Below are 23491 nucleotides of genomic sequence, written 5' to 3'. Positions count from 1 at the left end.
AAAGAACAAGGCGTTACCCGAAAAGAATGACTATGTATAGCCTATACTTAGCCTAGTATACCACATTACCCGGTAGCCATAAATCATGTAAGTTCTCTCTTCTTTCTTATCAAAGTAAAGGAAACTTAATTCATATCATTGCGCACGTATATGCATAGTATACTATACAAGTTCACCTGACCGAATTGAAACCAACCTTATGAAAAAATTTACTTTATCAATCCTGATGCTAGTGGCTATTACAGCAAGCTCCTACGCACAGGACAAACGTGTAGCATTAGTTACCTTCTTTGGTGACAAGAAAATTGGTGGCACTGGTATGTCCACGTTAGGCGAATCATTAATGAAAGACCCTGCTTTTAATCTTCAGCCTCTCGTTGAAAAGGCATATGCACGTTTTGTAAACGAGTTTGCCAAAGATTTCCCCTTTAAACTTATTGATGCCAAAGAGATCAGCAGTAACACCGAGTATCAGAACTACAAGTCTGTAATGCTCATGGACACTGCGAGTGGTTTTAATAAATCGATGGGCATTCAGTATGCTGTTATACCCGGAATGATTTGGGCGTACGGTGACAAGCAAGGCTTGTTAAGCGAAGAGAAACAAGACCCTTGCAATCTTGCCAAGATTTTTCCTGATGCCGATGCGATTTTGTTTGTTACGATGGACTATGAATTTGAGTCACGCGCCATGGGTATGATGGCCGGAGCCGTTGCATATCTGAACATGTTCCTTTATGATAAGAAGTGTGATAAAGTATTCCGGATCCGCGAAAGAGGTGTATCGAAAGGAAAAGTACCTGCTGCCCTTGGTGTTCCCATTATGAACGTTAAAAAGATACAACCACTCTGCGAAGATGCAACTGAAGCATTATTCGAAGAGCTTAAGGGTAAGCTTGGTAAGATCGTTAAGAAATCTGCGAAATTCTAAGAGCTAAATATAGTTAATAAAGAAAACCGCACTGGGATAACTACCCGGTGCGGTTTTTCTTTTAATCAAGAAAGAGATTTTTTATACATCGTAAAAAACAGGAACGGAAGAAATCCAAAGCTGAATACAGCGGCACCTGATAGCAGCAAGATGTCTGCTCCTTGCAGATGAAATAATTTAAATACAACGGACAAACCTGTAGCTAATGCACTAACTATACCCAAGACGATCCTTAGTTTATCGGACCATCCGGCCTGTATATTTACTTTAAAATAACTCGTTACCACCAATGGCAGAAATATGAGTGCAAAGGTGAGGAAACCATACGTTACCAATTGGTCGCCTCCTGGCATATGTAAAATTTTAAACGTTAGCCCTATACTCATACTGCTGGTAGAAACAAGACCGATTCCATACATAACTTTTTTCATGGTGATTATTTTAGAGTTTAATAAAACGAGTGTCTCCTGTTCAAGTTCCGCGAGTCCTTCCGGAGCCAGTTGCTGAATAGCTTCTGTGAGCGCAGCATCAAGTGTAACTTTCTCTTCCATTTTCTTCTCTACTTCACAACACAAATGATCAAGCACATCATCCTGTAAAGAGGTAATCTCTATGCCACTACGCCTGATGCGATTACGTATATACTCAACCTGTTCGTCTGACAGTTTCATGCTGTTTTAATTTGAGGAAACACAATCTTGTTGAGTGTGATCATGAAATCTTTCAGCTCTTCCAGGTAAGCAATCTTTTCCTTCTGCCCTTTTTTAGTCAGGTAATAATATTTGCGAATGCGCTTCCCTATATATTCCTCTTTAAAAGAGAGTAGTCCATCAGCAGTCATTTTCTGAAGGGCCGGATAGAGCGAGCCATCTTTCAAATGAATTTTTCCACCGGTCAGTTCTTTCACATGCAGTGAAATTTCATACCCGTACATCTTTTCATTTTCAGCCAGCAATTTTAAAATAATGGCTGTAAGCGTGCCTTTTAGCAGTTCTTTCGAATACATAGATTAAATATACATAGAATTATGATGTATCAAAACAAGATGCTAATTAAAAATCAACGGTTGTACTTGCCTCTAGCGAACTATTGATTGGGCAAAAAAATATTAGAAGCATACAGATTGAATGAATAACTCAGTAATTCAGGCTAGACATAGCTTGATATAAGTATAAAAAACAAATGCCGGACGTGGTTAACGTCCGGCATTGCCTTGCGCGGGGTTTGCTAAATTAAATACAGGCAAACAAAAAATTCGCGCTACTACACTTTAAAAAATTGGCACCCGGAACCGGCAAAAAATATTTACAACCAACAACCACTACGAATGGAGTAAATGACCTGTCATTACCGGAGTGCCATATCTTACATCAGATATATACTTTGGCAGTATATACCTTCCTTAATCTACATTATCATGTAAAAATTTATTATTACCGAGAATGTTATTATCATCATTCAGATTATACTTTGAAATGAAGGGCTCTGATGAATGTGGAACATCCTGCATCTTTACACCTCTGCGCAAGTATGCCGGCAATGCCCATTTCTCATTGAACTCTTCTTTCGTCATCTCTGATTTACGAGCCTGCTTTATTTTCTCCTGACGCTCTCTTGCCTGTTGTTGAAGGCGTTGCTTCGTTGTACGCAACTCCATCATGCCATCATCATTGATGACCTGATCGCCATACTGAACAGAATTTACATCAAAGTCATCGTCTTTGAAAAGCGCATCGTCCTCATCTTCATTTATGCGTGAAGACGGCTGCTCGATTTTGTTGAACGGACCACTGAACGTTACTTCGCGTTCCTGTGGCTTGTCTTCACCTTTATCTTGCTTGGGCTCAGGTCTTGTTTTCAATTCCAGGTCTTTCTTCTCATTGATAGAAGTATCAGCGCCATTGAAAAGCCATCCTTGTGAACGATCGAGGTCATGTACTTTCTTTACATCATCCTGTTTCTTCACAGCGATTTTAGATTCGCTTTGAAATCCGGTAGCAATAACCGTTACACGAATTCTGTCACCCAGGTCAGGATCAACACCGTGACCAAAGATCATCTCTGCTTCTTCACCGGCTTGCTCCTGTATATATTCTGTGATCTCTGACAGTTCATCCATCTGCAGTTCTGCTTCCACACCAGAGATGATGGAAAGAAGAATTTTCTTGGCGCCCATAATGTTACGGCTGTCAAGCAACGGAGAGGATAGAGCACCTTCAGCAGCTTTCTTCGCGCGGCTGTCTCCGCGTGTTTCAACAGAGCCCATTACGGCAGCACCTGCATTGAGCATAACCGTGCGCACATCCTGGAAGTCTACGTTTACGTAGCCTGCAAGCGTGATAATCTCTGCTATACCTTTGGCTGCAGTGGTTAATATATTATCGGCTTGCGCGAAAGCCTGATTGATGGAAAGATTTCCATAGATCTCGCGCAGCTTATCATTCAAAATTACAAGTACTGTATCGCAGTTCTGACGAAGAGCTTCTATACCCAACTCAGCTTGCGTGGTTTTCTTTTTACCTTCGAATCCGAAAGGAGCTGTAACGATACCGACTGTAAGGATGTCCATATCCTTAGCGATCTTGGCAATCACCGGAGCAGCACCTGTACCCGTTCCTCCGCCCATACCGGCCGTTACAAAAACCATTTTAGTACCGTTCAGCATCTCGCGTATCTGTTCTTTACTTTCGAGTGCTGCATTCTTACCAACTTCCGGATTCGCGCCACAACCTAAACCTTCTGTAAGGTTTGTGCCGATCTGAAGTTTACTAGGGACAGGGCTTCCATTCAGCGCCTGGTTATCCGTGTTACACACAATAAACTCAACATCTTTGATGCCTTGCTTATACATGTGATTTACAGCATTGCTTCCGCCACCGCCTACACCTATCACTTTAATGATCGATCGGGTAAGGCTATGTTTCGGAACTTCAAATTTGTAGGATCCTGTTTCGAACATGATTATAAACTTTTAGTGGTTGTTTCTTTTTTTACATTAGGATCAGCATTCAAAAATATATACTATATCTATATATTCAACGCTAAATTTCCGATCCTCCTCTAATATTCGTTCTTTCCGTCTAAGTCATCGATCAACAAACTTTTTGTCTTATTCAAAATGTCGTTGAAAAAACTTTTCGATGATACGGGCTTCTTCGGTTTCACAGCAGCTGCATTTTTTACTGCTATTACTTCACGCGCTTCCTTATAACGATCTTCACGTTCGTCAAGGGATCTGAATCCTGCGAGTACCAACCCTACTGCCGTAGCATACATAGGGCTTTTCATCGCTTCAATTTTACTCTTGCCAAGATGTTCGTTAGGATAACCGATCCGGGTATCCATACCTGTCATATACTCTACCAATTGCTTGAGGTTTGCTAATTGCGCTCCTCCACCGGTGATCACGATTCCGCCAGCCAATCTATTCTCAAAACCTGAACTTATAATTTCTGCATGTGCCATTTCAATAATCTCTTCCATGCGTGCTTCGATAATGTTGGAAAGATTCTTTACAGAGATTTCTTTCGCTGCACGATTACGGATGCCGGGAATTGAAACGATTTCATTTGGACTTGCCTCTTCTGCTATAGCTTTACCGAAACGGGTTTTCAGTTGCTCTGCCTGCTGAGGCAACACCATCAACCCTTGCTTGATATCATTCGTGATAATGTTACCACCGAATGGAATCACAGCTGTATGCCGAATAATGTTATCATAAAATATAGCGATGTCTGTTGTACCACCACCAATGTCGATGAGGCAAACTCCCGCTTCTTTTTCTTCATCGTTTAACACGGCCAGGCTAGACGCCAATGGCTCCAGGATAAGGTCATCGATTTCAAGCCCTGTTCTGCGAACACATTTATTAATGTTGTTGATCGCGTTGGTCTGCGCGGTGATGATGTGAAAATCAGCTTCCAACCGAACGCCCGACATACCTACTGGTTCTTTGATTCCTTCTTCGTAATCAACCATATAGTCTTGTGGCATCACGTGGATGATCTGGCTTCCCGGAGGAACAACCATGCGATACATATCCTGCGTGAGACGTTCTACATCTGCTATTGTAATTTCATCTTCCTTAGACGTACGTGTTATACCACCATGTTGAATGAAGCTGCGGATGTGCTGACCGGCTATACCAACGTTTACCACACCTATATCTATACCCGCCTGGTCACCTGCATCTTTAATTGCTTTCTCAATCGCATATACAGTCTTATCGATATTAAAAACAATGCCTTTCACCACGCCTTCAGACTCAGCTTTACCCATACCGAGAACCTCCAGCTTTCCGAACTCATTCTTACGACCGACAATAGCACAGATCTTTGTTGTGCCGATGTCGAGCCCTACTACTATTTTTTCGTTTCCCATGGTTGTAAACTTTTTTTATAGTGGTTGTTTGTATTCTTGTTTTATGCTCACATATAGTGTTACCTATATATGATTTTCGTTTCCTATTCCGCTACAATCTGTCCTTCGTATTCCAGATTTACACGCTTATATTTATTCCAGCCCATTCTCGGAAGAATTTCTTTATAGAAGATCTTCAACTTACTGAACTTCACCTCCAGGTTATCCGGCTTACCGAACTCAATGCGTTCATCGCCTACCTGTGAAAACATCGTGATCCTTGCTTTACTATCGATGTCCAGTTGTGCGATCTGTGCACTCCAGAATTCATCGTCACGAATAGCTTTGATCAACTCCATCAGCTGCGCTCCCTCTTCCGTTTCGTCTACGGTCTTCTGCTTCAGCAGTTGTCGTATATAGCCTCCGCTGATTAAAACAACACGCGATGTAAACTTATCTGACACCGGCATCACTCTTCCATCTTCTGCTATATATCCATCCGGGCCATCGTTGCGTACAATGCGCGCGATCGGCCTGCGCAGTTCTACGCTCACTACCACATTTCCCTTCAGGTCACTATATAACTGAGCATCCCGTATAAACGGCTCTGCTTTCACCCGCTTCTCTATATCCTTCAGATTTACCGAAGTCATCTCGGCACCTTTCAGGTTTTGCTGATTAAGCTGCATCAGATCCATCACATCAGCTTCGTCCAGGAAATGATTTTCATGAACGTTGTCTATTTTGACAGATATATCTTTAATGGAGACCTCACCTCTTCTGCGCTCTGTAAAAGCAATGATCGCCAGTATAACGAGTATAGCAGCACCAATCTTTATTTCACGCTTCAGGTTAAACTTAAACTTCATACTTCCTCAACACCAATTCTTTTATAGGCTCTATAAATGTATCTATATCACCCGCTCCTACTGTTACTATTATATCGAGGTCGCTTTGTTCAAGCTTCGCCATCAAATCACTTTTATTGCATCGTACTTTCACGGGACTTGTTACATCCTTGAAGAGCATATCCGAATCTACACCGGGAATCGGAAGTTCGCGAGCTGGGTATATATCCATCAGGAAGAGTTCGTCTGCGAGGCTTAAGCTTTTTGAAAAGCCCTCTGCAAAATCACGCGTCCGCGAAAATAAATGCGGCTGGAATATAACCGTAAGCTTGCGCCTTGGGTACATGGACTTCATGGACTTCAGGAACGCTTCAATCTCTGTAGGGTGATGCGCGTAGTCATCTACATATACTACCTTCTTACCCTTTACAACAAATTCAAATCTGCGCTTCACACCGGTGAAAGACTCCAACGCTTTTTTGATAGTAGCACTGTTCACACCACACAGGTGTGCAGCTACTGAAGCAGCAATAGCGTTTTCAATGTTATGAAAACCGGGGACACCAAGCCTGATCGACTCAACCTTGCCAAATCCATGGAGGTCGAACTCAAAAAATCCACTCTTAGCGGTAATGCTGCTGGCAAAAAATTGCCCCCGGCTCATGCTATATATATTTTTAGTGACGTGATCTACATCGTCTGCAAGTAATTCTGCTATAGACTCGTGTATGATCAGTGAACCACCTTTATTAATCTGCTTTATATAATCTTTGAACGAGGTGATCAAACTTTCGTGATCACCATATATATCCAGGTGATCTGCATCAGCGGATGTAATCACCGCGATCTCCGGAAACAACCGCAGGAACGAACGATCAAATTCATCGGCCTCTACCACAACCAGCGTCTCTGCATTTACTTCACCCTGCATCACGAGATTGGAATTATAGTTGGTTGTTATACCTCCGAGGAAGCCCACCATGTTTTTTCCAGCAGTCTTCAGTATGTGCGCTACCATAGATGACGTAGTCGTCTTACCATGTGTACCGGCAACGCCAATCGTTTTATACCCTTTCGTGATCAGTCCTAATACTTCTGAGCGTTTGAGAATCGTATAGTCATTCGCTTTCAGGTAAGCATGTTCCTGGTGATCTTTCGGTATAGCCGGAGTAAACACTACCAGTGTTTTATCTTTATGCTGTATTACTTCCGATGGAATGAGATCTACGTTATCATCGTAGTGGATCTTCATACCTTCCTGCTCCAGGGCTACGGTAAGCTTGGTGGAAGTACGGTCGTATCCGGATACTTTCAATCCTTTCTTCATGAACCAACGCGCGAGCGCGCTCATGCCGATGCCTCCTATACCAAGAAAATAAACGTTATCGTATTGTTCTATCTTCACTTACTTCGCTTCGATTAATTTTTCAATTTCATTCACTATATCTTCGGTAGCATGTGGCTTTGCCAGTGTTGCTATATTTAACCGAAGCTTTTCCGCACGGCTTTCGTCAAACAAAAGTTTCAGTGCTTCTTCAACCAGTCGTGTATTGGCCTCCTTGTCAGGGATCAGTAACGCTGCATCTTTTGCCACTAATGCCATCGCATTTTTTGTTTGATGGTCTTCGGCTACATTTGGAGAGGGCACCAGTATACATGCTTTTTTCGCGATGCATAATTCTGAAACAGCCAGCGCTCCGGAGCGTGATATCACAACATCAGCGGCAGCGTACGCCAAGTCCATCTCTTTGACAAAGTCCTGAACGCGGATCTTACGCAAATCAAACTCGCCAAGTTTCTCCTTATATATATCAAAGTATCCTTTACCGGTTTGCCATATCACCTGAATTCTGGCATCAGCGATCTTCTCTATTCCTGAAAAGATACTTTCGTTAATGGTTCTTGCACCCAGACTTCCGCCAATGATGAGCAACGTTTTAACATTACCATCGAAACCGAAGTGACTCAGTCCTTTCTCACGCTTCGTCTCTGCACTCAGTATATCTTTACGAACAGGGTTCCCGGTAAAAACAATTTTCGCTTTTGGAAAATATTTGTCCATCCCCTCGTATGCTACACATACTTTACTCACTTTATCTGCTACCTGCTTGTTTGCAAGACCGGCAAATGAATTCTGCTCCTGGATAACAGAAGGTATATTAAAACGTGTCGCTGCAATCATGATCGGCCCGCTCGCATATCCTCCCGTGCCTACTACTGCGTGCGGCTTAAATTTCTTCACTATACTTCTCGCGCGCAGAAAACTGGTGATCAACTTGACTGGGAACAACAGGTTTGACAACGTCAGCTTCCGTTGTAAGCCGCTGATCCATAGACCTACTATTTTATAGCCTGCCTCCGGAACACGCGTCATCTCCATTTTTCCTTGTGCACCCACAAACAGAATCTCTGCATCCGGATGACGTTCACGGAATGTATTCGCAATCGCCACCGCCGGGAAGATATGCCCTCCTGTTCCGCCTCCGCTAATAATCAGTCGATATGGTTGTGATTTTTTCAATTATATATCTATACCTCTATATACACTTATGCTGCTTTTGCCGTTGCTACGTTCTTTGCTTCTTTTGGCTCTTTCTCTTTTACTTCATCAGTTTGTTGCTGCCAGTTCTGATCTAACTCGCCACGGCTTACACTCAACACTATTCCAATAGACAATCCGGTAAACACCATGGATGTACCCCCCATGGAAATCAACGGTAACGGCTGACCGGTTATAGGTCCGAGTCCCACCACAACGCCCATATTTACCATGGCCTGACAGACGAGATCGAAACATAGCCCCGCAGAAAGTAATCCTCCGAAAGCGCGTTCACTATTATAGGATGCCTTCATCCCTCGATGGAGCAGCAGTAGATATAGGGCGAGCACTATAATTCCGCCCATCATTCCATATTCTTCAATCACAATAGCGTACACAAAATCTGAATACGGATGTGGAAGTATATTTCGTTGATCGCTGTTACCAGGTCCTTTGCCTACAATCCCTCCCGTTGCTACAGCAATGCGTGCATGCTTTGCCTGGAAAGGAAGTTCTGTCCCATTGATAAAGTTTGTAATCCTGTTTTTCGCAGTCTCACCGCGACTACCAAACTTAATAGCGAGTGCTCCGAAGAGAAGTCCTACAAAGATCAGCATCGCCAGATACTTGGTGGGTACACGACCAATGAACATGATGAGCATACACGTGATCAACAACAACACTGCAGTTGACAAGTTGGTAAGTGCAATCAATCCACAGATCACTCCACACCAGAACAGTATAGGAATGAGTGATTCTTTAATATCATCTATATTCTGTTGACGCTTGGACAACATACTTGCCAGGTTTACGATCAATGCCAAGCTGGCAAAATCGGAAGGTTGAAATGAACCTACGATCGGAACCTGGATCCAGCGTGCTGCATCATTTAAAGTAACACCGTTTGTAAACGTATATATCAACAACGGAATGCTGATCCACAATGCAAACTTCGAAATCTTAGAGTAGTAGCGATAATCAATTTTATGAGCAAACCACATGGCAGCCAAGCCGGCAAGTACAGTGAACGTATGTTTTATCAAAATATACTCCGGGCTCCGTGCGTGTTTGTATGCAAGCGTACCAATAGAGCTATATACTACCAGCACACTGATCATTGACAATGCAAAGACTACTGCCCAGATAACTTTATCACCCTGCAGATTTTTGTCGGCCCACTCTTTTACTTTAACCATACTATGCCTCCACTTCTTTCTTTAAGTCTAGTACTGCTTTTCTAAACTGATCTCCACGGTCTTCGTAATTTTTAAAGAGATCGAAACTTGCACATGCCGGGGAGAGAAGAACTACATCGCCTGCCTGCGCCACCTCAAGTGCTATATGTACCAACTCGGTAACACTTTGCGTTTCTTTTATCGTTGGAACTACATCACCAAAAGCTTTCTTCAGTTTATCGTTCTCTTTACCGAGGCAGATAAGCGCGCGAGCCTTCTTACGAACTTCTTCTTTTATGATGTTATAGTCATTTCCTTTATCTACACCACCTGCAATCCACACCAACGGTTTGCTATAGCTTCCCAATGCATATACCACTGAATCTACATTGGTAGCCTTTGAATCATTTACAAACTCAACACCTTTAATGGTCGCTATAGATTCAAGGCGATGAGGCGCATTCTTGAAAGTTTTGAGTCCTTCGAGAATTGCATCCAGCTTTACACCGGCCAGGTATACTGCGGACACTGCTGCCATTGTGTTAATCAGGTTGTGTGGCCCTTTCAACGTGGTTTGTGATTGAGACAGTGCGAAATTTTCCGCGAGGCTGAACTGCATTTTCTCGCCATCAAAGTATGCCTTTGTCTTCGCATCGTTTTTCAACGAAACCTTGATCTGTGAAGGCAAAATAGTCCGCTTCTCAATCTCTGATTGTATAGTTGCATCGTCAGCATAGTATATAAAATGCAGCTTTGCATCCATGCTTTGAATCAACCGAAACTTGGAATCTATATACTTCTGCATCGTATACTCATAGCGATCAAGGTGATCGGGAGTAATATTCAACAGTATACCGATCTCAGGCTTGAATGTTTTCGTACCATCCAATTGAAAGCTGCTTACTTCAAGTACATACCAGTCAAACCTGGTTTCTGCAACTTGCCTGGCAAGACTAAACCCAACGTTACCGGCTAAGGCAACGCTATAGCCTGCACTCTTCAGTAAATGATATACCAGCAGCGTTGTTGTTGTCTTCCCGTTTGTTCCAGTGATGGCGATAATCTTGCCATCGATATAGCGGGAAGCAAATTCGATCTCATCGATAACCGGGATGTTTGCAGCCTTGATCTTTTTAATGATCTCTGCTTTATCCGGTATGCCGGGACTTTTTACAACAAGCTGCGCATTGAGTATAGCTGCTTCCGTATGTGTACTTTCTTCAAATGAAATTCCGTTCGTCTGAAGATCTGTTTTATATTTCTCCTTGATGGGTCCCTGGTCCGAAACAAAAACGTCATAGCCCTTCTGCTTCGCGAGCAATGCTGCTCCCGTTCCGCTTTCGCCTCCACCCAATATGACTATCCGCTCGCTCATCGATCTATCTCAATTTCAATGTTGCCAAGGTTACAATCGCTAATAATATACCTGCAATCCAGAAGCGTGTTACAATTTTCGCTTCGTGAATATTTTTCTTTTGGTAATGGTGATGTAAAGGAGACATTAAAAATATTCTTCTTCCTTCACCGTATTTCTTCTTCGTATACTTGAAATAGGACACCTGTAAAATCACAGAAAGATTTTCAATCAGGAAAATTCCACAGAGTATAGGAATTAATAATTCTTTTCTCACGGCTAATGCCAGCACAGCGATAACGCCTCCCAATGTTAAACTTCCAGTATCGCCCATGAACACTTGTGCCGGGTATGCATTATACCAAAGGAAGCCAAGGCATGCGCCTACAAACGCTGTACAGAAAATTACAAGTTCTGCCAAGTTGGGTATATACATGATGTTTAAGTAACTACTGAAATCTATACGACCAGACAAGTATGCAAGGATCGCCAGCGTAAGCCCTATAATTCCGGATGTTCCCGCCGCAAGTCCATCTATACCATCCGTTATGTTTGCTCCGTTCGATACGGCCGTGATAATAACGATCACCACAAGCACATATATAATCCAGGTATATTTCTCCGGAACAAATGGTAAGATCTTACCATAATCCAGTTCGTTATTCTTCAGGAAAGGAACGGTCGTCTTTGTTGACTTTACATCTTTGAACTCAATCTTGGAATCAGGGTCTTGCTGATAATCCTGAACCTCAATGCTTGCCAAGGATGCCGGACTTACTTCACGTACCACAACGTACTCATTGAAATATAGCGTAAGGCCCACAATCAATCCCAAACCCACTTGTCCTACAATTTTAAAACGTCCCGCAAGTCCTTCTTTGTTCTTACGGAACACCTTGATATAGTCATCCAGAAATCCGATAATACCCAGCCAGCACGTTGCAATCACCAACAGCACTACATATACATTATCCAGCCTTGCCAACAGCACCGTTGGAATAAGAATGGCTGCGATGATGATCAATCCACCCATTGTAGGTGTGCCCTTTTTCTGTATCTGTCCTTCGAGACCAAGGTCGCGTATGTCTTCGCCTACTTGTTTTTTACGCAAATAATTGATCAGATTCTTCCCGAATGTAATGGTGATCAGGAGAGAAAGGAATGCTGCCATTCCTGCGCGGAATGATATATACTGGAATACACCGGCTCCCGGTATATCCATCGAATTCAAATAATCAAACAAATAGTACAGCATCTCTAATCAACTAAGTTTATATGTACTGATGTATCATTCATACTATAGCGGGTATCAATTGCTAAAAAGTTTAAGCATTCGTTCCACTACTTTTCTATCATCAAAAGGATGTTTAACGCCTTTGATTTCCTGATAGTCTTCATGACCCTTTCCCGCGATCAACACGATGTCATGTTCCTTTGCCATCATGCATGCAGTTTTAATTGCTTCCTCGCGGTCGGCCATCACCAGTGTCTTACGCGTCTCCGAAGGTGTTACGCCAGTCTGCATCTCGCGAATGATCTCCATCGGATCTTCATCACGCGGATTATCTGAAGTCAACACTACTTTATCACTTAAGCGACACGCGATAGACGCCATCAAGGGCCGCTTGGTTTTATCACGATTGCCACCACAACCTACAACGGTTATCACTTGCTCGTTGCCCGTACGGAATTGTGCGATGGTCTCCAATACATTTTTCAAAGCATCCGGTGTATGCGCATAGTCAACGATGGCTATTACTTTCGAGCCGGGCATCACAAGTTCAAATCTTCCCGGAGCACCTGGCAGTGATGAAAGTTTCGTCAATACATCATCAGCATCTTCGCCTAACAATACAGCAGCTCCATATACTCCTAATAAATTGTAAGCATTGAAATCACCGATCATCTTAAACCAAACATTCTTCCCTCCGATTTCGATTTCAAGTCCTTCAATAGAATTCGTGATGATCTTTCCTTTGAAATCAACCATCTTCTTCAACCCGAAAGTATATTTAGTGCCTTTCGTATTCTGAAGCATCACCATGCCGCGCTTGTCATCTGCATTCACCAATGCAAAAGCATCACCAGGCAGATCATCAAAGAATTTCTTCTTTGCCTTTATATAGTTCTCAAATGTTTTATGATAGTCGAGATGATCGTGTGTAATGTTTGTGAAAATTGCTCCTACAAACTTTAACCCTGCTATACGTTCCTGATCTACGGCATGCGAGCTTACTTCCATGAACACATGCGTACATCCTTGTTCAACCATCTTGTTTAACAGATCATTCAGTTGAATAGGATCCGGTGTAGTATGTGTTGATGGAATTACAGTGCTGCCGATTCTGTTTTCCACTGTAGAAATTAATCCAACAGCATAGCCAAGCTTTGTAAAGAGCTGGTATAGCAACGTTGCAGTAGTAGTCTTACCATTGGTACCGGTAACACCGGTCAACTTTAATTTACCGGATGGATTGGTATAAAAATTAGATGCGATTTGTCCAAGCGCCTGTGCGCTATCCTTTACGGTGACATACGTTACCGCTTCATCAATCATGCCGGGTAATTTTTCACACACAACGGAGGCGGCACCCGCCCGCACTGCTGTATCTATATAATCATGCCCGTCAGAAAGTGTACCTCTTACTGCCACAAATAGAGAACCTGGCTTTACTTTACGCGAGTCAAAGCATATACCCGCAACCTCCGCACTCATGTTGCCATAACTGGAAGTAAGGGAAACTTTATATAGTATATCTTTTAGTTCAGCCACGTCTGCTTTATCCTCTAAAAACTTATCAACATTTTTATTAACAATTCCACATTTATACTCTAATTCAATCGAATATAGATTCTCTCACCGCTGCGTGCGTATGCCCCAGCCGTTATAGACTGTTCCTGCACTCTTCCTTTACCTTCGTAAAAAACATTCAATCCGGATTTTTCCAACAGGTAAATAGCATCCCGAAAAGTCATACCTTTAACATCCGGTACAACACCTTTCCCCTCCGTATTTTTTTTCCAGTTAACACCATTACCCGCACGTGTAGAACGTACCCATTCGTGCTCAGTAAGCGAGTGATTGGATATACCCAACTCATTGCAAAGCATGGTTAACTCCTGCTGATTTCCTGCCCGTATTACCGGAAGTACATCTGTCTTCGTGAACTTTTTAATGTCCATAGGATTGTGCAGGTTAATATCACGTGCATATATATTATCAGCAATTTCCTTAAACACGGGCGCTGCCACACTACTTCCATACTGATACCAGCCGCGCGGATTTTTAATCAATACGATCGCACTATATTTAGGAGCATGAGCCGGAAAGTATCCTACAAAAGATGTGATATACTTTTTGGTATACCGTCCTTTGTCCAATATCTGTGCTGTTCCTGTTTTACCTGCAATTCTATAGTGTGTACCTTTTATATTCTTAGCCGTTCCGTTTTCTACTACACCCTCCAGCAAAAGTCTTAACTGATCCAATGTCTCACCAGAACATATACTATTATTGAGTACTTCTACTTCAAATTTCTTCTCCTCTTCATCTGCGTGCTTTATCGCGCGCACAATAACAGGCTTAATCATTTTACCATCGTTTGCCACAGCGTTATAGAGTGCCAGCGTATGCAATGGAGTTATTTCAAAACCGTACCCGTATGCCATCCAGGGTAAACTGATACCGCTCCATCCTTTTTGCCCGGGGCGTTTTATTTTAGGAATCGGTTCACCAGCGATTTGTATACCCAATGGTTTGGACAGATGAAGGTGATCAACATAGTCTACAAATTTCTGCGGACGCAATCCGAAATGTTTATCAACCAACTTCGCCATCGCCACGTTGGAAGAACGCTCGAATGCTTCCTTGATCGTTACCGTTCCAAGCCCTTCATCTTCATGATCACGAACTGTCTTGTTATAAAATGTATACTCACCATTCCCTACATTTATACTATCACTCAATTCAATGTTCGTATCCTCCAACAATGCCATCATGGTAACAAGCTTGAATGTAGATCCAGGCTCAAACAATCCTGCTGCTGCATAATTGAATTTCTCATAGAAGCCACCATGGCCATCGCTGCTCAGGTTAGATATAGCTTTGATCTCACCAGTCTTTACTTCCATTACGGCTACCAGCCCATCGCCTGCATCGTGTTGCACCATTGCTTTGTGTAAAGCAGTTTCAGCAACATCCTGTAGGTTGATATCGAGTGTTGTTTGCAGATCAAGACCATCTACTGCTTTTACATTGTTAGCATCATAAACAGGTTTCCAGATTCCACCAGAGATTTTCTGATAGTATGCATATCCATCCTGTCCTCCGAGATCTTTATTGAAGCTGAATTCCAGCCCGGCACCTTTATCATTCTCATTGATAAAACCAATGGTTCTGCGACTGAGGTTGGAGAAAGGATGATAACGCACATCTACCTTCTCAAATATAGCACCACCCCGAAGTCTTCCTTCACGGAAGATCGGCCATTGCATCATGGTCTTTTTATCCTGGTAATCAATACGCTTTCTATTGAGGATGATGTATTGCTTGTGCGACTTGCGTGCATCGATCAGCATTTGCTTGTAATCGCGCTTCGATTTGTCTTTAAAAAATCTGGAGAGATTGTATGCAAGTGAATCAACACCTTTATTAAATACTTCTTCTTTTGGAAGAGAAGCATCGAAGGCAATTTTATAGAATGGTAATGATGTAGCCAGAAGACTTCCGTTATCGGAGTATATATTTCCGCGTGTGGCCTTTACGCGCTTATAGTCGAATGAAATACGCTCGCCCATCTTCGCCCACTTCTCCCCCTGTACAAACTGAATATGTCCTGTCTTCACTACCACTGCGATAGCAAACAGGACAACGAACAGAAATGCAATCCGCGCTCTTAATAATATGGACTTCTTAATATTCACCCTCTTCTACAACTATTTTATATGGTGGTTTAAAACTTTCTTTTAACCCAAACTCTTTTACTTTCTTTGCTACTTCTGATTGTTTGCTGGCAAACATCAGGTCTGATTTCAACGTGGTATAGTCTGCACGCAAGTCTTCAACTTCTGCTTGTATAGCACTGATGTCGCGCACTGTCTTTTCAGAATAATGCGTGTTGCTGATGTATAGTATACCGAGCATCAACGCAAAAAGTATCTTCGGCAGATACTGAACCGGAAATCCTTCTTCGAAATAACTTTCAAGTTTCAAACGCTTTTCAATCGCCGAAAACATGCCGCTGCCAGTAGGAGTACTCGCACGTGTGGTTGCTTCCGGTTTGTCAGGTTTGATCTTGAATTTGTTTTCCATTCCGTATCCGTTATTCCCGTTTGTCAGTTAATTGTTACCAGTTATAACTTTTCTGCTACTCTAAGTTTCGCGCTACGCGCGCGCTTGTTTTCGCCGATTTCCTTCTCTGACGCTTCAATCGGCTTGCGATTGATTGCCTGAAAAGGCTTGATCTCATTACCATAAAAGTCTTTGTCTACTTCACCAAAGACTTTTCCTTTGTTGATGTAGTTCTTTACCATTCTGTCTTCGAGTGAGTGATACGACATCACCACAAGACGGCCACCGGTTTCGATCACTTCGCCACATTGGTGCAAAAAATTTTCGAGTGCCTTCATCTCAGCATTCACTTCGATGCGTAACGCCTGAAACACCTGGGCGAAATATTTATTCTCCTTTCCGCGCGGAGCAATACTTTGCAGTGCTGCTTTTAAATCTTCCGTGCGGACGAAGGGTTGGCTGACGCGTTGTTGTGTAATTAGTCTGGCAGCGGTCCTTGCATTCTTCAACTCACCGTACATGCCGAAGAGTTTATGCAACTGATCTTCCGGATATTCATTCAGCACCCTGGCTGCTGTCAGCGATATAGTTTGATCCATTCGCATGTCCAGCGGCCCATCAAAGCGTGTTGAAAAACCGCGCTCTGCAGAATCTATCTGGTGAGATGAAATTCCAAGATCAGCAAGTATACCATTGACCTTTACCACTCCATTCAACTTCAAATACTTTTTCATGTGCATGAAGTTGGCCTGACAAAATGTAAAAGAACTACTTGTTATTTTTTCAGCTTCGCGCTTCGCATCCTCATCCTGATCAAAAGCGATCAACCGACCATCTTTGATATACTTGAGAATCTCTGCGCTATGCCCGCCACCTCCAAAGGTTACGTCTATATATATACCATTCGGCGCTATTGCTAAATTTTCAATGCACTCTGCCAGCATCACGGGCCTGTGATAATCACTGGCTGCTGGCTGCTGGTTGTTGGATTCAGGCATCTAAATTTATTTTATTAATAAGCCACTGATCATTCGCTGTTCTCGCAACACCTCTATCAATGTCTTTGAATAACTATATATATACTTACAACTGTCAGCGGCCTGAGCCAGTGACTTTAATTTTGATTGCACAACTTTAGGTTAAATGACAGCTTGCAGTAAACTACCGCGTCATCAGGCACCTAAATATTTCTGCGCCAACTCCGACAACTCACTTGGATCTTGAATCAGGTGCTTCTCGTATAAAGTCGGGTTCCACACTTCTACTTTGTTTCCCATCCCTACCAGGATTACATCCTTGTCGATTTGGGCGTGTGCGAGATATTTCTTGGGAATCAGAATTCGGCCGTTGTTATCCATTTCGACCTCTGTTGTTCCTGCGAAAAAACTGCGCTGCAGTGGTACCGCTTCTTTATTAAACTCATTCAACCCCGAAATTTTCGAGAAGACCTTGTTGAACTCCACCATCGGGTAGATTATGAGGCATGGATCGAGCGACTTACGGATCATAAGCACATTGCCTTCAGTTTCAGGCAATTGGGCTTTGATCCGCGCAGGCAGCACCAGGCGGCCCTTCGCATCAAGTTTACTCTCATATTCACTGGTGAAGAAAGTCATAGACTGTAGTGGTTGCCTTTTTCTCCTAAGCAAACATAGGTAATTTTCAACCACTTTCAACCACTTTCCCCCACTTTTTTCCATTTTAGTCGAAAAAAGCACATTTATAACCCCCGAAAAGCCATTTTCCGCAGTCGATGGAAAATTATCACTCGATACAAATGTTGGAATCCAGTGTTTATTGAAGGATTTGAAAACGAGGTGGGAGATTGTGGGATATTTGCTACAACACCGTGAATGTGCTGAGGACCTGAAAATAAAAAAGCCACGTGAAAGAATTCACGTGGCCCACCTAATCTAACCCCTCTTTTCTCTACCTAAACCTGTAGTTTCTCTTAGCGATTATTTTTCTCGTATTGCATTCTAGCGACACCTTTCGATATCGTCCACGAAGGATAACCGGTCATCGTAACATCTCCTGTTCTCTGTGGAGAACGTCTGGCGATTACCTGTTGAATTCCTTTCGATACATTCGAGGCAAGATCTCCCGTAGTGATTTTAGCCGGAACGAATTTGATATCTTTATACTGCATCCGCTGAACATCTTTTGAGATTGTCCAGTAAGGATAACTGTCGCTTTTACTTTGATCTTGTGCATTGCCATGCAATGCTATAATCGTTAACAATACAATTACCAATCCTAATTTTTTCATAACCGTTTGCATTTTGTTCTTATGCAATTGTACGGACGAGGAGACCCAATCGGTATTAGGATTAACTTACAAAGGAATTAGAATGTTGTTAGGAATTAGAATGATGTTAGAATGTATATTTATCGAAGTATAATTTTTGCGTCCATGGATAAAAAACGTTTATATGCTTACTTATGAAATTATTAATCGTTGAAGACGAAACAAAAGTCGCGGAAGTATTAAAGCGTGGACTAACCGAGGCAGGCTATGAAGCCGATGTAGCATTTGATGGGCAGATCGGTTTGCGGCTCGCCAAAACCGGAAGCTATGACCTGGTGCTGCTCGATATAAATCTGCCTTTATTAAACGGGCTGGAACTCTGCAAACAACTTCGCGAGACGGATGAGGTCACACCCGTGCTGATGCTCACAGCACTGGGTATGAGCGATGATATAGTGGCAGGCCTCGATGCAGGTGCTGACGATTACCTGCCCAAACCATTCCGCTTCAATGAACTATATGCGAGGATCAAGGCGCTTACCAGGAGGAAAAAGATATATACTGCTGCAGCACACAATGGTCAATCCGTTCATGAAGATAAATTTACTTTAGCCGATCTTGAAATTGATTTTGATGCACGTGAAGTAAAACGTTCCGGTAAAGTTATACAGCTTACGGCCAAAGAATATGCATTGCTTGAATACCTCGCAAGAAACGCAGGCAAGGTTCGGTCGCGGTTAGAGATTGCCGAATCGGTGTGGGGGTTGAACTTTGAAACCGGCACCAATTTTATAGATGTATATATTAACTACGTTCGTAATAAAGTAGACAAACCTTTTAATCCTAAATTAATACATACCGTAACGGGATTTGGCTATATATTAAAACTTCCGGAAGCGTGAAAATCCGGCAACGACTCGCCCTGCGCTTCATGTTTGTAAGTGCCCTGATTACAGGCACTATTCTCATTATCATATATTTTTTTACGAGGGGCTTTGTACATGCCGATTTCATTGACCGGCTTACACAGCAGTCCAGTCTCGAGGTATTGCATTATGCTTCACCACAGGTTCGCGATGTTATGCCTTCCGGAACTTTTAATCTCGTAAACCCTTCAATCTCTATTTTTTCTGAAAGCGGTACATTACTGCACCGGCAAGGCGACTTTCATATACCCGACACATGGGTAACGTTTTTAAAGACAAATGATTTGTTCAATGCTGAACGAGGTGAGTATTCCACCGTGGGAAGAAAGCATGTTATCAATGGAAATTTATACCTCATCTTTGTATCGGATAAAGATCTTCCGGGTGAACGTGAATTAAATTTCCTATTGCGAGCGATTATAGCAGGATGGATTATAAGCTTAGTTCTCTCCTACCTCACCGGACTATATTTCTCAGGCAATGCACTTCAGCCCATGAAGCATGTTGTGAACGAAGTGAATCAAATCACACAAGATAATCTCGGCTATCGCCTGAAGATGGACAAAGATGCTGCTTCCGTTGACGAGATCGATGAATTGATCCTTACATTCAATGCACTGCTTACGCGAATTGAACGAGCATTTATCACACAAAAACGTTTTGTACAAAACGCATCACATGAATTAAAAACTCCACTCACCGCGATCATGGCAGAAGTTGAACTTGCACTGGCACGCGATCGGTCGATGGAAGAGTACAGACGTACTTTACACGTAGTCCTACAGGAGACAGAGCGTCTGGCGAGTACAACGCAGGAGCTACTGCTGCTGGCAAGACTGGAAGAACGCGCGCACAAAACAGAATTGGATTCGGTGGATGTCATTGAAGTTCTGGATCGCACACTGGCTTCTTTCAGCTTACACCATCCGGAACGTGAAGTAGTAAAGGAAGGGAAGACTTCGGCAGTATATATCCAGGGGAATGCACAGCTTTTACAAACCGCTTTCCTGAATATACTCGACAATGCCTATAAATATTCCAACGACAAAATAAAGATTACACTCACCAGCAAACCAAAAGAAATCGCCATAACGATTCGTGATTTCGGTATAGGAATCCCCAGTAGTGAACTGAACCAGGTTCGCTCTCCGCTTTACCGAGGCTCGAATGCAAGTACCATTCCCGGTGCAGGCCTTGGCCTCTCACTTGTCGATAGAATCATCTCCGTTAACAACGGGCAATTTGAAATCTATAGCGAAGAAGGTAAAGGCACTGCCTGTGTTATTAAACTTCCGGTGATATAGTATACTTCACTTCCAGTATATAACTACTCTGTCCGCAAGGTATCTGCAGGATTTGAAACTGCCGAGCGAATGGAGCGATAGCTTACTGTAAGCAATGAGATTATCAAGGTAGATGCAAGGCCCAACGCAAACATCCACCAACGGATCGGTGTTCGGTATGCAAACCCCGATAGCCATTCATGCATACAATACCACGCCAATGGTGCTGCTACAGCAAAAGCGATCACAATCAGTTTGATAAATTCTTTCGAGAATAACATTACTATGCTGCCGATAGATGCTCCCAGTACCTTGCGTATACCAACTTCTTTCAACTTCTGATTCGCCATAAACGAGATCAATCCATATAGTCCTAAGCATCCAATGAAAATTGAAATGCCTGCAAAGATTTTAAACAAGGTGAAAGTACGTTCATCCTGTCGGTAAAGTCCAGCTAATTTTTCATCGAGGAATTCATACTCAAAATAATACTCGGGAAATACTTCAGACCATTGCTTTTCAATAAATCCAATGGCCTCTTTAAAATCAGATGCATTCACTTTTATACCCAGATCATAATAGAAGTATGGAAAATTCACAAATACAACGGGCTTTATTGTATTATGAAGTGAAGAGGCATGAAAATCTTCTACAACACCCACCACTTCTGCATCAATTCTACTGACACCAGTTGTTATATTCTTCCCAAGGATATCTTCCGGAGTGTTAAATCCCAAACGCTTCATAGCAGATTCATTGATGATATATACATGCTTTTGTTCTTCTTCAGGCAATGTCATGTCTGCAAGTTTTTCATCTGTCTCATTAAACCATCTGCCTGCCTTCAATTTTATGCCATAGGTATCCAGGTAATGCCAGTCAACCGGTTTCACACCAATGTCATACATTTCTGCCGGGCCTTTTTCAGAGAGAAAATAATTTGTACCGAAATTATTATCCGATGTGGGAGCTCCCAATGAGAACGAAAAATTTTCAATCGAACGATTACTTTCCAACCTGGTACGAAGCGATTCCATCAAATCCTTTTTGATATCCGGAACAGGAACGTTGATCACCGCTTCCTTATCAAATCCCAATGGCTTATTCTTAAAGTAGCGCATCTGCGCAGCGATTACCAATGTGCCTATAATGAGTACCTGTGCGATCATAAACTGAAACACCACCAATACTTTTCGAACGCCAGCACCAGAGCTTCCTTGTGCAGATATTTTATTTTTCAATACAACAGCAGGGTTATAACCAGACAAAATCATAGCGGGATAAAACCCGGAAAGAAATGTTACGAATACAATCAGTCCCAACAAGAATAATAACAGCAACGGATTTGACAACAGGTTAAGATCAAGTTGTCGTTCAAGAAAATCGTTTATCCAAGGCAATAACCATTCGGTGATGCAGAGGGAAATCAACACCGCTATAATGGTTAGCAAAAATGTTTCACCCAGAAAATATACCGTAAGTTGTCCGCGTTTGGCACCCAGGGTTTTTCGTATCCCGATCTCCTTGGATTTGCGTATAGCCAGTGCGGTAGCCAGGTTAATAAAATTTATACACGCTATAAACAGTATAAATGCTCCGAGTATACTCATAATCAGCAGATCGCTATAGGAAGCATTTGATACAGTTCCCGGATTCTCGGTATAGTTTTCATCGAAATGTATATTGCTGAGTGGCTGAAGCCCATACATCTTTCGTTCAGAATCCTCCTTCGAATGATACTTGGCAACGAATGGGCCAAAGCGTCTGTCCAGTTCACCTTCAGATATATTTTCCGGAAGTACAAGGTAAGCAAATCCAGCAGCCGTCATTTCCCACCCATCAATATTCATTCCTCCTAAAAAATCCTTGGAGAAAGATGGCATCGAAACGATCATTGAAAAATTCATATGCGATGTGGCCGGAGGATCTTGTATAACACCAACAACCTCAACGTCCAACATGTTATTAATCTTCATGGTGAGATGTTCGCGTCCTTTCAGAATTTTATCGGCCAATGATTTGGTCAGGAATACTTTTCCAGGTTGACCAAGCTCCTGCTTCGGGTTACCAGACAGTACTTTAAAATCGAAGACGTCAAAGAAGAGCGAATCGGTGAAAACTATGTTTTCAACTTTCACTTTCTCATCACCGATCTTCAGCAGCATTTCGTCCTGGTAATGCAGCTGTGTGATGAAGGGTATATCTGAAAAATCATTTCGAAATGCTTTTACAAATGGATACGGTGTGGTTGCATTCATGCTTTCCCCTGAAGAATTTTTGGCATCCTGTACAACCCTATAGATGCGATTATAGCGTGAATGAAACCTATCAAAACTCAGATCATACGTAACCAAAAGAAAAATGATGATGCAGGCCGTGATGCCAATCGTAAGGCCGAGTATATTAATAAGCGTGTAGTTCTTATTTCGTAGAAAGTTTCTGAACGTAAGTACCAGGTAGTTTTTGATCATGAGTTTACCAATTTATACAGAGCTGGTATCCAAAGAAAGTGCCAACCATCTATATACCTGATTTTCA

General features: G+C 42.5%; 20 protein-coding genes. 3 read left to right on the top strand and 17 right to left on the bottom strand.

Features of this window, described 5'->3' with window-relative positions; genetic code table 11:
* Positions 1-199: 199 nt before the first annotated feature.
* Complete coding sequence (locus B5Y40_RS04630) at positions 200-931, top strand: hypothetical protein (RefSeq protein WP_079685524.1); 732 nt, start codon at positions 200-202, stop codon at positions 929-931.
* Positions 932-996: 65 nt separating this feature from the next.
* Here the strand turns inward: B5Y40_RS04630 and B5Y40_RS04625 are convergent, their stop codons facing one another.
* From B5Y40_RS04625 to B5Y40_RS04550, 16 genes are all read right to left on the bottom strand, one after another.
* Positions 997-1602, bottom strand: coding sequence for a hypothetical protein (locus B5Y40_RS04625; protein ID WP_079685523.1), 606 nt, complete (start codon positions 1600-1602; stop codon positions 997-999).
* A complete protein-coding gene (locus B5Y40_RS04620) occupies positions 1599-1937 on the bottom strand; it encodes a PadR family transcriptional regulator (protein ID WP_079685522.1) in 339 nt (112 codons plus the stop codon). Before B5Y40_RS04620 ends, B5Y40_RS04625 begins: the two co-directional genes overlap by 4 nt.
* Before the next feature lie 396 nt (positions 1938-2333).
* Entirely contained in the window at positions 2334-3890 is a 1557-nt protein-coding gene (ftsZ, locus tag B5Y40_RS04615) for a cell division protein FtsZ (RefSeq protein ID WP_079685521.1), read from the bottom strand.
* 101 nt (positions 3891-3991) lie between these two features.
* A complete protein-coding gene (ftsA, locus tag B5Y40_RS04610; RefSeq protein ID WP_079685520.1) occupies positions 3992-5311 on the bottom strand; it encodes a cell division protein FtsA in 1320 nt (439 codons plus the stop codon).
* A gap of 83 nt (positions 5312-5394) precedes the next feature.
* A complete protein-coding gene (locus tag B5Y40_RS04605) occupies positions 5395-6159 on the bottom strand; it encodes a cell division protein FtsQ/DivIB (RefSeq protein ID WP_079685519.1) in 765 nt (254 codons plus the stop codon).
* Positions 6149-7543, bottom strand: coding sequence for a UDP-N-acetylmuramate--L-alanine ligase (gene murC / locus B5Y40_RS04600; protein WP_079685518.1), 1395 nt, complete (start codon positions 7541-7543; stop codon positions 6149-6151). Before murC ends, B5Y40_RS04605 begins: the two co-directional genes overlap by 11 nt.
* Entirely contained in the window at positions 7544-8659 is a 1116-nt protein-coding gene (gene murG / locus B5Y40_RS04595) for an undecaprenyldiphospho-muramoylpentapeptide beta-N-acetylglucosaminyltransferase (protein ID WP_079685517.1), read from the bottom strand.
* A gap of 26 nt (positions 8660-8685) precedes the next feature.
* Positions 8686-9873, bottom strand: a complete 1188-nt coding sequence (locus tag B5Y40_RS04590; protein WP_079685516.1) for an FtsW/RodA/SpoVE family cell cycle protein — start codon at positions 9871-9873, stop codon at positions 8686-8688.
* A 1-nt stretch (position 9874) separates the two neighbouring features.
* A complete protein-coding gene (murD, locus tag B5Y40_RS04585) occupies positions 9875-11227 on the bottom strand; it encodes a UDP-N-acetylmuramoyl-L-alanine--D-glutamate ligase (protein ID WP_079685515.1) in 1353 nt (450 codons plus the stop codon).
* 4 nt (positions 11228-11231) lie between these two features.
* Complete coding sequence (gene mraY, locus B5Y40_RS04580) at positions 11232-12461, bottom strand: phospho-N-acetylmuramoyl-pentapeptide-transferase (RefSeq protein WP_079685514.1); 1230 nt, start codon at positions 12459-12461, stop codon at positions 11232-11234.
* A gap of 54 nt (positions 12462-12515) precedes the next feature.
* Positions 12516-13979 (bottom strand): UDP-N-acetylmuramoyl-L-alanyl-D-glutamate--2,6-diaminopimelate ligase, encoded by a 1464-nt coding sequence (locus tag B5Y40_RS04575; protein WP_079685513.1) that lies wholly within the window; start codon positions 13977-13979, stop codon positions 12516-12518.
* Positions 13980-14038: 59 nt separating this feature from the next.
* Positions 14039-16129, bottom strand: a complete 2091-nt coding sequence (locus B5Y40_RS04570; RefSeq protein WP_079685512.1) for a penicillin-binding protein — start codon at positions 16127-16129, stop codon at positions 14039-14041.
* Entirely contained in the window at positions 16119-16517 is a 399-nt protein-coding gene (locus tag B5Y40_RS04565; RefSeq protein WP_221408870.1) for an FtsL-like putative cell division protein, read from the bottom strand. Before B5Y40_RS04565 ends, B5Y40_RS04570 begins: the two co-directional genes overlap by 11 nt.
* 41 nt (positions 16518-16558) lie before the next feature.
* Positions 16559-17494, bottom strand: coding sequence for a 16S rRNA (cytosine(1402)-N(4))-methyltransferase RsmH (gene rsmH, locus B5Y40_RS04560; protein WP_079685511.1), 936 nt, complete (start codon positions 17492-17494; stop codon positions 16559-16561).
* A 174-nt stretch (positions 17495-17668) separates the two neighbouring features.
* Entirely contained in the window at positions 17669-18112 is a 444-nt protein-coding gene (mraZ, locus tag B5Y40_RS04555) for a division/cell wall cluster transcriptional repressor MraZ (RefSeq protein ID WP_079687077.1), read from the bottom strand.
* A 335-nt stretch (positions 18113-18447) separates the two neighbouring features.
* Positions 18448-18765, bottom strand: coding sequence for a hypothetical protein (locus B5Y40_RS04550; protein WP_143785610.1), 318 nt, complete (start codon positions 18763-18765; stop codon positions 18448-18450).
* Between the two features lie 173 nt (positions 18766-18938).
* Here B5Y40_RS04550 and B5Y40_RS04545 point away from each other — a divergent pair, with 173 nt between their 5' ends.
* The gene (locus B5Y40_RS04545; RefSeq protein WP_079685509.1) at positions 18939-19646 is read left to right on the top strand and encodes a response regulator; all 708 of its coding nucleotides are present in this window, start codon (positions 18939-18941) and stop codon (positions 19644-19646) included.
* Positions 19643-20974, top strand: coding sequence for a sensor histidine kinase (locus tag B5Y40_RS04540; RefSeq protein WP_079685508.1), 1332 nt, complete (start codon positions 19643-19645; stop codon positions 20972-20974). Before B5Y40_RS04545 ends, B5Y40_RS04540 begins: the two co-directional genes overlap by 4 nt.
* 23 nt (positions 20975-20997) lie before the next feature.
* On the opposite strand, the gene B5Y40_RS04535 is transcribed toward B5Y40_RS04540, so the two are convergent.
* Complete coding sequence (locus tag B5Y40_RS04535) at positions 20998-23424, bottom strand: ABC transporter permease (RefSeq protein ID WP_079685507.1); 2427 nt, start codon at positions 23422-23424, stop codon at positions 20998-21000.
* Positions 23425-23491 lie beyond the last annotated feature (67 nt).

The organism is Ohtaekwangia koreensis, assembly GCF_900167975.1.
GTDB classification, from domain to species: Bacteria; Bacteroidota; Bacteroidia; order Cytophagales; family Cyclobacteriaceae; genus Ohtaekwangia; species Ohtaekwangia koreensis.
Note: the sequence above shows the minus strand (reverse complement) of the source record. Positions and strands in the feature narration are given on the sequence as shown.